10 protein-coding genes are annotated in these 13,295 nt (G+C 68.4%); all 10 read left to right on the forward strand.

The window, feature by feature from the left end; translation table 11 throughout:
• The first annotated feature begins 7 nt into the window (after nucleotides 1-7).
• Genes rsmH through ACUDCK_RS03915 form a run of 10 tightly spaced genes read left to right on the forward strand, consistent with a single transcriptional unit; the run spans nucleotide 8 to nucleotide 13,284 of the window.
• A complete protein-coding gene (gene rsmH, locus ACUDCK_RS03870; protein ID WP_054501918.1) occupies nucleotides 8-1,105 on the forward strand; it encodes a 16S rRNA (cytosine(1402)-N(4))-methyltransferase RsmH in 1,098 nt (365 codons plus the stop codon).
• The gene (ftsL, locus tag ACUDCK_RS03875) at nucleotides 1,105-1,395 is read left to right on the forward strand and encodes a cell division protein FtsL (RefSeq protein WP_049071379.1); all 291 of its coding nucleotides are present in this window, start codon (nucleotides 1,105-1,107) and stop codon (nucleotides 1,393-1,395) included. The genes rsmH and ftsL overlap by 1 nt, the downstream gene beginning before the upstream one ends.
• The gene (locus ACUDCK_RS03880; RefSeq protein WP_054419225.1) at nucleotides 1,392-3,119 is read left to right on the forward strand and encodes a peptidoglycan D,D-transpeptidase FtsI family protein; all 1,728 of its coding nucleotides are present in this window, start codon (nucleotides 1,392-1,394) and stop codon (nucleotides 3,117-3,119) included. The genes ftsL and ACUDCK_RS03880 overlap by 4 nt, the downstream gene beginning before the upstream one ends.
• Complete coding sequence (gene murF / locus ACUDCK_RS03885; RefSeq protein ID WP_175168150.1) at nucleotides 3,116-5,980, forward strand: bifunctional UDP-N-acetylmuramoyl-L-alanyl-D-glutamate--2,6-diaminopimelate ligase MurE/UDP-N-acetylmuramoyl-tripeptide--D-alanyl-D-alanine ligase MurF; 2,865 nt, start codon at nucleotides 3,116-3,118, stop codon at nucleotides 5,978-5,980. The genes ACUDCK_RS03880 and murF overlap by 4 nt, the downstream gene beginning before the upstream one ends.
• The gene (gene mraY / locus ACUDCK_RS03890) at nucleotides 5,970-7,139 is read left to right on the forward strand and encodes a phospho-N-acetylmuramoyl-pentapeptide-transferase (RefSeq protein ID WP_049071384.1); all 1,170 of its coding nucleotides are present in this window, start codon (nucleotides 5,970-5,972) and stop codon (nucleotides 7,137-7,139) included. Before murF ends, mraY begins: the two co-directional genes overlap by 11 nt.
• Complete coding sequence (murD, locus tag ACUDCK_RS03895; RefSeq protein ID WP_116792946.1) at nucleotides 7,136-8,668, forward strand: UDP-N-acetylmuramoyl-L-alanine--D-glutamate ligase; 1,533 nt, start codon at nucleotides 7,136-7,138, stop codon at nucleotides 8,666-8,668. Before mraY ends, murD begins: the two co-directional genes overlap by 4 nt.
• The gene (gene ftsW, locus ACUDCK_RS03900; RefSeq protein WP_054501915.1) at nucleotides 8,665-9,858 is read left to right on the forward strand and encodes a putative lipid II flippase FtsW; all 1,194 of its coding nucleotides are present in this window, start codon (nucleotides 8,665-8,667) and stop codon (nucleotides 9,856-9,858) included. The genes murD and ftsW overlap by 4 nt, the downstream gene beginning before the upstream one ends.
• Nucleotides 9,855-10,934, forward strand: a complete 1,080-nt coding sequence (gene murG / locus ACUDCK_RS03905; protein WP_064527135.1) for an undecaprenyldiphospho-muramoylpentapeptide beta-N-acetylglucosaminyltransferase — start codon at nucleotides 9,855-9,857, stop codon at nucleotides 10,932-10,934. Before ftsW ends, murG begins: the two co-directional genes overlap by 4 nt.
• Nucleotides 10,931-12,337 carry a UDP-N-acetylmuramate--L-alanine ligase gene (gene murC, locus ACUDCK_RS03910; RefSeq protein ID WP_175168151.1) on the forward strand — a complete coding sequence of 469 codons (1,407 nt, stop codon included), beginning with the start codon at nucleotides 10,931-10,933 and terminating at the stop codon, nucleotides 12,335-12,337. The genes murG and murC overlap by 4 nt, the downstream gene beginning before the upstream one ends.
• Entirely contained in the window at nucleotides 12,334-13,284 is a 951-nt protein-coding gene (locus tag ACUDCK_RS03915) for a D-alanine--D-alanine ligase (protein WP_144657115.1), read from the forward strand. The genes murC and ACUDCK_RS03915 overlap by 4 nt, the downstream gene beginning before the upstream one ends.
• Nucleotides 13,285-13,295: the final 11 nt, after the last annotated feature.

Here is a 13,295-nt window from a genome sequence, read left to right on the forward strand (position 1 = left end):
AAGAGTTATGGAATTCGAACATCGGCCCGTCCTGCTGGAGCCGACGGTGGACGCGCTGTTGCTGGCCGATTTCGGCGGCAAGGGCGCGGCACGGTCGCACGTCCAGGACGAGCCGGCCGCGGCTACGCGAGCGGAACGGGGTGTCTTCGTGGACGGCACCTTTGGGCGCGGTGGCCACAGCCGCGAGCTGCTCGGCCGTCTCGGGCCGGCGGCCCGCCTGGTGGTGTTCGACAAGGATCCCGAGGCGATCGCGGTCGCCAATGCGTTGGCGGCGGCGGACTCCCGGGTGACGGTGGTGCATGGCGGCTTTGCCACCATGGCCGAAGAATTGCGGCAGCTCGGCATCGACAAGGTCGATGGCGTGATGCTGGATCTGGGGGTGTCGTCGCCTCAGATCGACGATGCCGAGCGCGGTTTCTCGTTCATGCGGGACGGCCCGCTCGACATGCGGATGGACACCACTCGTGGACCCACGGTGGCGGATTGGCTGGCGCAAGCCAGTGTGGATGAGATGCGGGAGGTCATAGCGGATTATGGCGAAGAACGGTTTGCTTTTCAGGTTGCAAAGGCGATTGCTGCTCGCCGCGCAACAAGGCCGCTGCGCACCACGCTCGAGCTTGCCGAGTGCGTCGCCAGCGCCGTCCGCACGCGCGAAAAGGGGCAGCATCCGGCCACACGCACCTTTCAAGCTCTACGGATTTACATCAATCGGGAACTCGAAGAGCTCGCGCGCACCCTCGCGTCAGCTCTAGACCTGCTTGCCCCGGGGGGGAGGTTGGCGGTGATCAGCTTTCATTCGCTTGAAGACCGTATGGTCAAGCAGTGCATCGCGGCGGCGGCTCGTCCGGCTGCCGCGCATGCGCGCCTGCCCCTGCGCGAAAGCGAAATGCCCCAGCCGGTGTTGCGTTCGCTGGGACGCGTGCTGGCCGAAGACGATGAGGTCTCGGCCAACGCCCGCGCCCGTTCGGCCGTGCTGCGCGTGGCCGAACGCACCGCCACGCCCTTGCCCGCCGAGGGCGGCATGGCGTTCGTGAAAATCGGGTCGCTGCCGGGCAGCGATCTGGCTCCGCCGCCTCGCCGCGGCGGCAAGGGAGGGCGCCGCTGATGGGTCGCGTCAACCTGATCGTTGCGGCTTTGCTGATGCTGTCGGCCATTTCCCTGGTCACCAGCCGGTATCAGTCGCGCCAGCTCTTCGTCGAGCTGGGCCGCGATCAGGCGCAGGAGCGCGATCTGGAAACCAACTGGCGGCGTCTGCAGTTGGAGCGCGCCGAGCTGGCGCGCAACGCCCGGGTTGACGTGATTGCGCGCGACAGCCTGAAGATGATTCCCATCGTGCCTGACCGCACGCTCTATCTGAATCAGGCGCCGGTGCCGGCCAGCGGAGGTGCCCAATGAAGCGCGTTCCGTTCTTCGACAATCCGGTGCTGCGCGGGCAACTGCCGACCTGGCGCGCGCGTCTTGTGCTGATCCTGCTGTTTGGCGGTTTCACCGTGCTGGCCGGCCGCGCGTTGTTCCTGCAAGGGTTGTCCACCGAATTCCTGCAGCAGCAAGGCGAGCGTCGCTATGAGCGCACCCTGACGCTGTCCGCCACCCGCGGCAAGATCATGGACCGCAACGGCGCGGTGCTGGCCTCCAGCGTGCCGGCGCGCGCCATCTGGGCCATTCCCGAGGATCTGAAGCAGGCGACCCCGAGCCAGCTGGACTCGCTGGCCAAATTGCTGGAAACGCCGATCGCCGACTTGCGCCGCCGGGTCGAGGAAGACAAGAACTTCGTCTACCTGAAGCGCCAGGTCTCGATGGACGTGGCCGACAAGATCAAGCAGCTCGGCCTGCCGGGCGTGCACCAGCAGCCCGAGACCCGCCGCTACTACCCGGACGGCGACGTGATGGCCCACGTGGTGGGTTTCAACAGCGTCGAGGACCAGGGCCAGGAAGGCGTCGAACTGACCTTCAACCAGCAATTGTCGGGACGCCCGGGCAGCCGCCGCGTCATCAAGGACCGGCTGGGCCGCGTCATCGAGGACGTGCAGGCCGTGACGCTGCCGGTGGACGGCCGCGACCTGCGGCTGTCGATCGACACCCGCCTGCAGTACCTGGTGTTCAAGGAACTGAAGGACGCCATGGACAAGCACCAGGCCAAGGGCGCCACCGCCGTGGTGGTGGACGTCCATACCGGCGAGATCCTGGCGCTGGCCAACGTGCCGACGTTCGACCCGAACAAGCGCGAGACCTTCCACGGCGCCAACCTGCGCAACCAGGCCATCACCGATACGTTCGAGCCCGGCTCGATCATGAAGCCGTTCACCGCCGCGCTGGCGCTGGACCTGGGCCGCATCACCACCTCGACCCTGTTCGAGACCGGCAACGGCCGCTTTACGTATCAAGGCAGCACGATCAGCGACGTCAGCCGCAACGGCACGCTGGACGTGGCCGGCGTGCTGCGCAAGTCCAGCAACATCGGCATGACGATGATCTCCGAGAAGCTGGAATCGCGCGAGATGTGGGACCGCTTCACCGAACTGGGCCTGGGCCAGGCCCCTCAAGTGGGATTCCCCGGCGCGGCCCCCGGCCGCCTGCGTCCGTGGGACCGCTGGCGCCTGATCGAGAAGGCCACCATGGCCTATGGCTATGGCCTGTCGGTGTCGCTGCTGCAAGTGGCGCGCGCCTACACCGTCTTCGCCCGCAATGGCGACATGGTGTCGCTGACCCTGGTCAAGCGCGACAGCGATCCGACCAGCGTCAAGATCTATACGCCCAAGACCACCGCGCTGGTGCGCGGGATGCTGGAGGCCGCCACCGGGCCGGACGGCACCAAAGCCGCCCAGGTCCAGGGTTACCGTGTGGCCGGCAAGAGCGGCACCGCGCGCAAGATTGTCGACGGCAAGTACAGCACGCAGCGGTATCGCAGTTCGTATGTGGGCTTTGCGCCGGTGTCCGATCCCAAGATCGTGGTGGCCGTCTCGATCGACGAGCCCACGGTCGGTGGTTATTACGGCGGCGCGATCGCCGCGCCCGTGTTCTCCCACATTGTCGGCGGGAGTCTGCGGCTGATGGGGGTGCGGCCGGACGCGCCCTTCGAATCGACAATTGTTGCTGGTATCAAGGAGCCAGGCAGATGAGCGCCAAAGGCTTCCTCTCATCCCCCGCCGCCACGGTCGAACAAGCCGTGGCGTGGTTGCATTCGCGCGTGTCGTTGACCGCGCACCTGAAGCTGGACTCCCGCGAGATCGAGCCGGGCGACGTGTTCGTCGCCTGCCCGGGCCTGTCCAGCGACGGCCGTCTATATATAGAGAAGGCGTTGGCGCTGGGCGCCAGCGCGGTGCTGTTCGAGGCCCCCGCGACCGAGGCCATTGAGGCCGCGGCCGCCGCCGGCGATACGCCGATGCTGCCGGTGACCGGCTTGCGCGCCCTGCTGGGCGAGCTGGGCGACACCTGGTACGGCCGGCCGTCGTCGACCCTGGCCGTGGTGGCCGTGACCGGCACCAATGGCAAGACTTCGTCGGTGCAATGGATCGCCCACGCGCTGGGCCGCAACGACAAGCCCTGCGGCACCATTGGCACCTTGGGCGCCGTGCTGCCCGACGGGCAGACGCTGGGCGGCCATCTCACGACCCCGGACGTGCTGACCGTGCACCGCCTGCTGGCCGCCATGCGCGACGCCGGCGCCAAGGCGGTGGCGATGGAAGCGTCTTCGATCGGCATCGAGCAGGGCCGCATGGATGGCGTGCGGGTGGCGCTGGCCGCCTACACCAACCTGACGCGCGATCACCTCGACTATCACGGCACGATGGAACGTTACGAGGCGGCCAAGGCCAGCCTGTTCCGCTGGCCGGGCCTGAGCGCGGCGGTGGTGAACGCCGACGATGAAGCCGGGCGCCGCCTGATCGCCTCGCTGCCGGCGGACCTGTCGGTGATGGGCTACAGCCTGAGCGCGGACCCGGCGATTCCCGCCGCGATGCGCGCGCGCGACCTGCAGGCCACCGCGCAAGGCCAGATCTTCACGCTGGTGTCGCCGCATGGCGAGGCCCAGATCGTGACGCGCCTGCTGGGGGCGCACAATGTTTCCAACCTGCTGCTGGTGGCGGGCGTGCTGTACAAGCTGGGCCTGCCGTTCGCGCAGATCGCGCGCGAACTGGCCGCGACCGATCCGGTCGATGGCCGCCTGCAGACCGTGGAACCGGTTGCCGCCAGCACGCAGGCCCACTCGGGTCGTGGCGCGCTGGTGGTGGTGGATTACTCCCACACCCCAGATTCGCTGGCGCGCGCGTTGATGGCATTGCGCCCGGTGGCGCAGGCGCGCGCCGGCCGCCTGGTGTGCGTGTTCGGTTGCGGCGGCGACCGCGACGCCGGCAAGCGCCCCGAGATGGGCCGCATCGCCGCCGAACTCGCGGATCACGTGGTGGTGTCCAGCGACAACCCGCGCAGCGAGTCGCCCGAAGCGATCGTGGCGCAGATCCTGGCCGGCATTCCGGCGTCGGCGGCGGTCGAGGTGCAGGTCGACCGCGCCCGCGCCATCATGCAGGCCATCTGGGCCAGCGCGCCCGAGGACGTGGTGCTGCTGGCTGGCAAGGGTCACGAAACCTATCAGGAGATCGCCGGCGAGAAGCTGCCGTTCGACGATCGCGAATGGGCGCGGCTGGCGCTGCTGCTGCCGCTGGTCAAGGGCGTTTCCACGGATACGCGGCGCATCGGCGTTGGCGAGCTGTTCGTGGCGCTGGTGGGCGAGAACTTCGACGCGCACAACTACCTGGACCAGGCCGCCGAACGCGGCGCCTGCGCCGCGGTGGTGGCGCACGCCGTGCCGGAATCGAACCTGCCGCAACTGGTGCTGGGCGATACCCGCGTGGCGCTGACGCGCATCGGCGCGGCCTGGCGCGCCCGCTTCACGCTGCCGGTGGTGGCTGTGACGGGCAGCAACGGCAAAACCACCACCAAAGAAATGATCTCGGCCATGCTGGCGGTCTGGCGCGGCGAGACAGGTCGGCTGGCCACGGCCGGCAACCTGAACAACGACATCGGCGTGCCGCTGACGCTGCTGCGCCTGCGTCCGGAGCATCGCGCGGCCGTGTTCGAACTCGGCATGAATCATCCGGGCGAAATCGCCCAACTGGCTGCCATCGCGGCGCCCAGCGTGGCGTTGGTGACCAATGCCCAGCGCGAGCACCAGGAATTCATGCACTCCGTGGAAGCGGTCGCGCTGGAAAACGGCGCCGCCATCTCGGCGCTGCCGGCGGACGGCGTGGCCGTCTATCCGGGCGACGAGGCTTACTCGGCCATCTGGGACAAGCTGGCCGCTCCACGCCGGGTCTTGCGTTTTGGCCTGCAGCCCGGTCTGGACGTCTATGCCGAGCAGATCCTGGCGGACGTCGATTCGACGCGCTGCCGCGTGGTGACCCCGATGGGCAGCGCCGACTTGACGCTGCCGGTGCCCGGCGTGCACAACCTGCGCAATGCGCTGGCGGCAATCGCCAGCGCCATCGCCGCCGGCGCGCCGTTGGATGCCGCCGTGCGCGCGCTGGCCGGCTTCAGCCCGGTCGCGGGCCGGATGCAGCACAAGAAATTGAGTGACGGAACGTTGCTCATCGATGACACCTACAATGCCAACCCCGACTCGGTTCGCGCGGCCATCGATGTGCTGGCCCGCATGGCCGGCACGCGTGTCCTGGTTCTGGGCGACATGGGCGAAGTCGGGGACAACGGCCCCGCCATGCATGAAGAGGTGGGCAATTACGCGCGCGAGCTTGGCCTCGACGCGCTCATCACGCTAGGCGATGCCAGCCGGGCGGCCGCGGCCGCCTACGGCACGGGCGCGCACGCCTGCGCATCGGTAGACGAAGTCGTTGCCGCATTGCGCGGCCTGCGCGCGTCCTGCGTATTGATAAAGGGATCGCGCTTTATGCGCATGGAGCGGGTAGTGACGGCTTTTATTTCGAATGACGGGCAAGCGTCCAAGGGGCAGGGGGACAACCATGCTGCTTGAGATCGCCCGTCTGCTTTCCGATGATGTGCGCGCGCTGGGCGTGTTCGAGTACATCACGCTGCGCGCGGTGCTGGCGTGCGCCACGGCGCTGCTGATCGGCCTGGTGGCCGGCCCGCGCGTGATCCGCAAGCTGACCGAGATGAAAATCGGCCAGGCCGTGCGTTCGTATGGCCCGGAAAGCCACCTGGTCAAGACCGGCACCCCGACCATGGGCGGCGTGCTGATCCTGATTTCCATCGCCATCAGCACGTTGCTCTGGGCCGACTGGACCAACCGCTTCGTCTGGGTGGTGCTGCTGGTGACGTTCGGCTTTGGCTGGATCGGCTGGATGGACGATTACCGCAAGGTGGTCTATCGCGATCCCGAGGGTATGCCGGCGCGTCAGAAGTTCTTCTGGCAGGCGACCATCGGGCTGGTGGCCGCGGTCTACCTGGCGTTCGCCGTGTCGGCGCCGGCCAACACCGAATTGTGGCCGCTGTTCAAGGCCTGGGTGGGAAGCGGCTTCACGATGTCGCTGCCGACGCGCGCCGACCTGATCGTGCCGTTCTTCAAGACCGTCAGCTATCCGCTGGGCGTGCTCGGCTTCGTGGCGTTGACGTGGGCCGTGATCGTCGGCACCAGCAATGCCGTCAACCTGACCGATGGCCTGGATGGCCTGGCGATCATGCCTACCGTGATGGTTGGCAGCGCGCTCGGCATCTTCGCCTACGTGGTCGGCCGCGTCGACTATTCGAAGTACCTGCTGTTCCCCTACATCCCCGGCGCCTCGGAATTGATGGTGCTGTGCGCGGCGATCGGGGGCGCGGGGCTGGCATTTTTGTGGTTCAACGCGTATCCGGCGCAGGTCTTCATGGGCGACGTCGGCGCGCTGGCGCTGGGCGGCGCGCTGGGCACCATCGCGGTCATCGTGCGCCAGGAGATCGTGCTGTTCATCATGGGCGGCGTGTTCGTGGTCGAGACCCTGTCGGTGATGATCCAGGTGACGTGGTTCAAGTACACCAAGCGACGTTATGGAACAGGTCGACGCATATTCCGCATGGCTCCGCTGCATCATCACTTCGAAGTGGGCGGCTGGAAGGAAACCCAGGTGGTCGTGCGTTTCTGGATCATCAGCATGATGCTGGTGCTGATTGGCCTCTCTACCCTGAAGTTGCGATGAATACGATGGAAACCTCCCGCGCCGATGCGCCGCTTGTCCTGATCCTTGGATTGGGCGAGTCGGGCGTGGCCGCCGCACGCTGGAGCGCCCGCCAGGGCGCCCGCCTGCGGGTGGCCGACACGCGCGCGGAGCCGGGTGGACTGGACGCGCTCCGCGATGCGCTGGCGCAGGCCGAGGTCGAGTACCGCCTGGGCTGCGATACGTCTTTCGACGTCGCGTTGCTGGACGGCGTGAGCCAGATCGTCGTCAGCCCGGGACTGGCGCCCGAAGGCGCGCCGGCCGGCGATCTGCTGCGCGAGGCCAAGGCGCGCGGCATCGAGATCATCGGCGAGATCGAATTGTTCGCGCGGGCGCTGGCCGAATTGGCCGAGACCCGCGAATATCGCCCACGCGTGCTGGCCGTGACCGGCACCAATGGCAAGACCACCGTCACCGCGCTGACGCGCGATCTGGTCGCGGCCAGTGGCCTGTCGGTGCTGGCCGCCGGCAACATCAGCCCGGCGGCGCTGACCGCGCTGATGCAGGCGCTGGATGCCGACGATCTGCCGCAGGTGTGGGTGCTGGAGCTGTCGAGCTTCCAACTCGAGACCACGCATACGCTGATGGCCGACGCGGCCGTCGTGCTCAACGTGACGCAGGACCATCTGGACTGGCATGGCGGCATGGACGCCTATGCGCGCGCCAAGGCGCGCCTGTTGAAGATGACGCGCATCGCCATCGTCAACCGCGATGACCCCCATACCGTGGACATGGTGCCGTCGCTGGCTGCCATGCCGGTGCGCAGCTTTGGCCGCGACGTGCCGGAACTGGTCGGCGACATGGGCCTGGAGCTCGGGCAGGGCGTGGCCTGGCTGGCCGCGGCCGAGCCGGTCGATTTCGACGAGCCCGTGGCGCCTGTGCGGCGCAAGAAGGATGCGCCCGAGCCGACACGCGCCAAGGGCCGCATGAGCCGCCTGATGCCGGTCGATGCCTTGCGTATCCGCGGCATCCACAATGCCTTGAACGCACTGGCCGCGTTGCAGTTGGCGCGTTGCCTGGATCTGGGCTGGGGCCCGATGCTGCGGGCCCTGCGCGAATACGCCGGCGAGCCGCATCGCGCCGCCTTCGTGCGCAGTATCGGCGGCGTGGACTACATCAACGACAGCAAGGGCACCAACGTTGGCGCCACCGTGGCCGCGCTGGAAGGCATGGGCCAGCCGGTGGTGCTGATCGCCGGCGGCCAGGGCAAGGGCCAGGACTTCTCGCCGCTGATCCCGGTGGTGTCGCGCCACGCGCGCGCCGTGTTGCTGATTGGCCAGGACGGCCCCGAGATCGGTCGGGTGCTGGCCGCCACCGGCGTCGACTGCATCGCCGTCGAATCGCTGCGCGACGCCGTGCGCCGCGCCGCTGACCTGGCGCAGGCCGGCGACGTGGTGCTGCTGTCGCCGGCCTGCGCCAGCCTGGACATGTTCCGCAATTACCCGCACCGCGGGCAAGTGTTCGTGGAAGAGGTCGAAGACCTGGCCCGCGACCGGGGAGAGGTGGCATGAGCCTGATCGCCGATCTCACCGCCAGCGTCAACGCCGTACGGCCCGGCCGTACCCGCATGCGCAATTTCGACATGCCGCTCGCGATTGCGGCGTCGACCTTGCTGCTGCTCGGCCTGCTGATGGTGTATTCGGCGTCGATCGCGCTGGCCGACGGCCCGCGCTATGCCTCCTATGGCCGCTATTACTTTGTCATCCGCCATGGCCTGTTCGTCACCGCCGGCCTGGTGGCGGGCGCCGTCGTGCTGGCGATTCCGATCCGCGTGTGGCAACGCCTGGCGGTGCCGCTGTTCGTGGTGGCAATGGTGCTGCTGGTGGCGGTGCTGGTGCCCGGCATCGGCCGCGAGGTCAACGGCGCGCACCGCTGGATCCCGCTGGGTCCGCTGAATTTCCAGCCGTCGGAACTGATGAAGCTGGCCGCGCTGCTCTACGCCGCCGACTACACCGTGCGCAAGCAGGAACACATGCAGGCCTTTGCCCGCGGCTTCCTGCCGATGGCGTTCGCGCTGGCCGGCGTCGGCATGCTGCTGCTGCTCGAGCCCGACCTGGGCGCCTTCATGGTGATCGTGGCGATCGCGATCGGCATCCTGTTCCTGGGCGGCATCAACGGCAAATACTTCAGCAGCCTGCTGGCGGTGCTGGTCGGCACCTTCCTCATGCTGATCTGGCTGTCGCCGTGGCGCCGCGCGCGCCTGTTCGCCTACCTGGATCCCTGGAACGAAGACAACGCCTACGGCAGCGCCTACCAGCTTTCGCATTCCCTGATCGCCCTGGGGCGCGGCGAATGGCTGGGCGTGGGGCTGGGCGCCAGCGTCGAGAAATTGCACTACCTGCCCGAGGCCCATACCGACTTCCTGATGGCGGTGGTGGGAGAGGAACTGGGTTTCGCCGGCGTGATGCTGGTGATCACGCTGTTCGCCATCATCGTCTACCGCGGTTTCGACATCGGCCGCCAGGCCATTGCCATGGAACGCACGTTCGCGGGCCTGGTGGCGCACGGCGTGGCGATGTGGTTCGGGGTGCAGGCCTTCATCAACATGGGCGTGTGCCTCGGGCTGTTGCCGACCAAGGGCCTGACGCTGCCGCTGATGAGCTATGGCGGTTCGGGCGTGGTGATGAACCTGTGCGCCCTGGCCATGCTGATCCGGGTGGACGTGGAAAACCGCATCATGATGCGCGGAGGACGGGTATGACCGCGTCGTCGCGCACCATCCTGATCATGGCCGGCGGCACCGGCGGCCACATCATGCCCGGCCTGGCCGTGGCCGACGTGCTGCGCCAGCGCGGCTGGCGCGTGCTGTGGCTGGGCAACCCGGACAAGATGGAAGGCAAGCTGGTGCCGCCGCGCGGCATCGAACTGGTGCCGCTGCGTTTCGCCGGCGTGCGCGGCAAGGGCGTGACGGCGCTGCTGAAGCTGCCGTTCCTGCTGGTGCGCGCCTTCGCCCAGGCCTGGGCGCGACTGTCGTCCGTGCGTCCGGACGTGGTGCTGGGCATGGGCGGCTATGTCGCCTTTCCGGGCGGCGTCATCGCGACGTTGCGTGGCACGCCGCTGGTGGTGCACGAGCAGAACGCGGTGGCCGGCACCGCCAACAAGTGGCTGGCCAGGATGGCGCGCCGCGTGCTGAGCGGGTTCCCCGGCGTGCTGCCCAAGGGCGAGGCCATGGGCAACCCGGTGCGCGCCGACCTGTGCGCCTTGCCCGATCCGGCGCGGCGCTATGCCGCCCGCAGCGGCCCGTTGCGGCTGCTGGTGGTGGGTGGCAGCTTGGGCGCCCAGGCGCTCAATACCACCGTGCCGCAAGCGCTGGCTCGACTTCCGCAGGCGGACCGTCCGGTGGTGGTGCACCAGGCCGGCGAGCAACATTTGCCGGCGCTGCAGCAGGCCTACGCCCAGGCGGGCGTGACGGCCGACTGCCGCGCCTTCATCGACGACATGGCCGGCGCCATGGGCGAGGCCGACCTGCTGGTCTGCCGCGCGGGCGCCATGACGGTGTCCGAAGTGGCCGCCGTCGGCGTCGCGGCGCTGTTCGTGCCGCTGCCCCATGCCATCGATGATCACCAAACCGCCAACGCGCGCTTCCTGAGCGACGCGCAGGCCGCGTGGCTGCAGCCGCAGAACGCCTTCAGCCCCGAGTGGCTGGCGGACTGGCTGGGCCAGCGTTCCCGCCAAGAACTGCAAGCCGTCGCAGAACGGGCCCGCGCGCACGCGCGCCCGGAAGCGGCGGCGCATATCGCCGACGTCTGTGAACAAGCAGCGGGGCGTTCATCATGAAACACAGAATCCAGTATATCCATTTCGTAGGCGTCGGCGGTTCCGGCATGAGCGGCATCGCCGAGGTGCTGCTCAACCTGGGCTACACCATCAGCGGTTCCGACCTGAACGAGTCGGCCGTGACGCGCCGCCTGGCTGGCCTTGGCGTGAATATCGCCATCGGCCACGTCGCCAGCAATGTCACCGGCGCCGACGCCATCGTCACGTCGACCGCGGTGGCGGGCGACAACCCCGAAGTCATCGCGGCCCGCGCCGCCCGCATCCCGGTGGTGCCGCGCGCCATCATGCTGGCCGAGCTGATGCGCCTGAAGCGCGGCATCGCGGTGGCCGGCACGCATGGCAAGACCACCACCACCAGCCTGGTGGCCAGCATCCTGGCCGCCGGCGATCTGGATCCGACCTTCGTGATCGGCGGGCGCCTGAATTCCGCCGGGGCCAATGCGCGCCTGGGGCAGGGGGACTACATCGTGGTCGAGGCCGACGAATCCGACGCTTCGTTCCTGAACCTGCTGCCGGTGATGGCCATCGTGACCAACATCGACGCGGATCACATGGACACCTATGGCCACGACGTGGCCCGCCTCAAGAGCGCGTTCATCGAATTCACCCAGCGCCTGCCGTTCTACGGCAGCGCGGTGCTGTGCACCGACGACGCCAACGTGCGCGAGATCATGCCGTTCGTGTCGCGCCCCATCACCTCGTATGGCCTGAACGAAGACGCGATGGTGCGCGGCTACGAAGTGCAGGCCGACGGCACGCGCATGCGCTTCAACGTGCAGCGCAGCCACCGCGACACGCTGCTGCCGCCGCTGCAGGTGGAGCTGAACCTGCCGGGCCTGCACAACGTGCGCAACGCGCTGGCGGCGATCGCCGTGGCAACCGAGCTGGGCGTGGCCGATGAAGCCATCCGCGACGCGCTGGCCTCGTTCAAGGGCGTGGGCCGCCGCTTCACGCAGACGGGCGAATTCCCGGTGCCGGCCGCGCATGGCGGCGGCACCTTCACGGTGATCGACGACTACGGCCACCACCCGGTGGAAATGGCCGCCACGCTGGCCGCCGCCCGCGGCGCCTGGCCCGACCGCCGCATCGTGCTGGCATTCCAGCCGCATCGCTACACGCGCACCCGCGACTGTTTCGAGGATTTCGTGCGCGTGCTGGGCACGGCCGACGCGGTGCTGCTGACAGAGGTCTATGCCGCCGGGGAGCCGCCGCTGGTGGCCGCCGACGGCCGCGCCCTGTCGCGCGCCCTGCGCGTGGCCGGCAAGGTCGAGCCGGTGTTCGTCGAGGACGTGGCCGACCTGCCGCAGGCGGTGGTCGATTTCGTGCGCGACGGCGACGTGGTGATCGTCATGGGGGCGGGCTCGATCAGCAAGGTCCCGGCCCAAGTTGGAGAATTGGCATGAGCGCGAAATTCGGCAAGGTGGGTGTGTTGTACGGCGGCCGTTCCGCCGAACGCGAAGTGTCCCTGATGTCCGGGGCTGGCGTGCACCAGGCGCTGCTCAGCGCCGGCGTCGACGCGCACCTGTTCGACACGGGCGAGCGCAGCCTGGCCGAGCTGGCCGCCGAGGGCTTCGAGCGCGTGTTCATCGCCCTGCATGGCCGCTTCGGCGAAGACGGCTCGATCCAGGGCGCGCTCGAATTGCTGGGCATCCCCTATACCGGCAGCGGCCCGCTGGCCTCGGCCCTGGCCATGGACAAGACCATGACCAAGCGCGTGTGGCTGCAGCATGGCCTGCCCACGCCGGAATTCGAATTGCTGGACGCCGACACGGAACTGCGCCTGGTGCCGGACCGCCTGAGCCTGCCGCTCATCATCAAGCCGCCGCACGAGGGCTCGACCGTGGGCATCACCAAGGTGGTGGGCTATTCCGACATGAAGGACGCCTACGCCCTGGCCGCCAAGTTCGACGCCGAGGTGCTGGCCGAGCAGTTCATCCAGGGCCGCGAGCTGACCGTGGCGGTGCTGGGCAGCGGCAAGACCGCGCGCGCGCTGCCGGTGATCGAGATCGCCGCGCCCGGCGGCAACTACGACTACGAGCACAAGTATTTCTCCGATGACACGCAGTACTTCTGCCCGGCCGCGTTGCCGCCGGCCGTGGCCGAGGAGGTCGCCGACATCGCGGTGCGCGCCTATCGCGCGCTGGGCTGCGAAGGCTGGGGCCGCGCCGACTTCATGCTGGATGCCGACAACCGCCCCTGGCTGCTTGAAATGAATACCTCGCCCGGCATGACCAGCCATTCGCTGGTGCCGATGGCGGCCCGCGCCACCGGCATGAGCTATGCCGAGCTGTGCGTGGCGATCCTGGCCGACGCCTCGTGCAAGTTGCACAGCGCCGCTCGCAATACTTGACCCGGACATTC

Source organism: Achromobacter sp. CF-sbj1-Ac2-l, from assembly GCF_052698165.1.

Excerpts from the sequence above, each read along its gene's own strand:
- rsmH (WP_054501918.1), top strand. The coding sequence starts at position 8 with ATGGAATTCGAACATCGGCCCGTCCTGCTGGAGCCGACGGTGGACGCG.
- ftsL (WP_049071379.1), top strand. The coding sequence starts at position 1,105 with ATGGGTCGCGTCAACCTGATCGTTGCGGCTTTGCTGATGCTGTCGGCC.
- ACUDCK_RS03880 (WP_054419225.1), top strand. The coding sequence starts at position 1,392 with ATGAAGCGCGTTCCGTTCTTCGACAATCCGGTGCTGCGCGGGCAACTG.
- murF (WP_175168150.1), top strand. The coding sequence starts at position 3,116 with ATGAGCGCCAAAGGCTTCCTCTCATCCCCCGCCGCCACGGTCGAACAA.
- mraY (WP_049071384.1), top strand. The coding sequence starts at position 5,970 with ATGCTGCTTGAGATCGCCCGTCTGCTTTCCGATGATGTGCGCGCGCTG.
- murD (WP_116792946.1), top strand. The coding sequence starts at position 7,136 with ATGAATACGATGGAAACCTCCCGCGCCGATGCGCCGCTTGTCCTGATC.
- ftsW (WP_054501915.1), top strand. The coding sequence starts at position 8,665 with ATGAGCCTGATCGCCGATCTCACCGCCAGCGTCAACGCCGTACGGCCC.
- murG (WP_064527135.1), top strand. The coding sequence starts at position 9,855 with ATGACCGCGTCGTCGCGCACCATCCTGATCATGGCCGGCGGCACCGGC.
- murC (WP_175168151.1), top strand. The coding sequence starts at position 10,931 with ATGAAACACAGAATCCAGTATATCCATTTCGTAGGCGTCGGCGGTTCC.
- ACUDCK_RS03915 (WP_144657115.1), top strand. The coding sequence starts at position 12,334 with ATGAGCGCGAAATTCGGCAAGGTGGGTGTGTTGTACGGCGGCCGTTCC.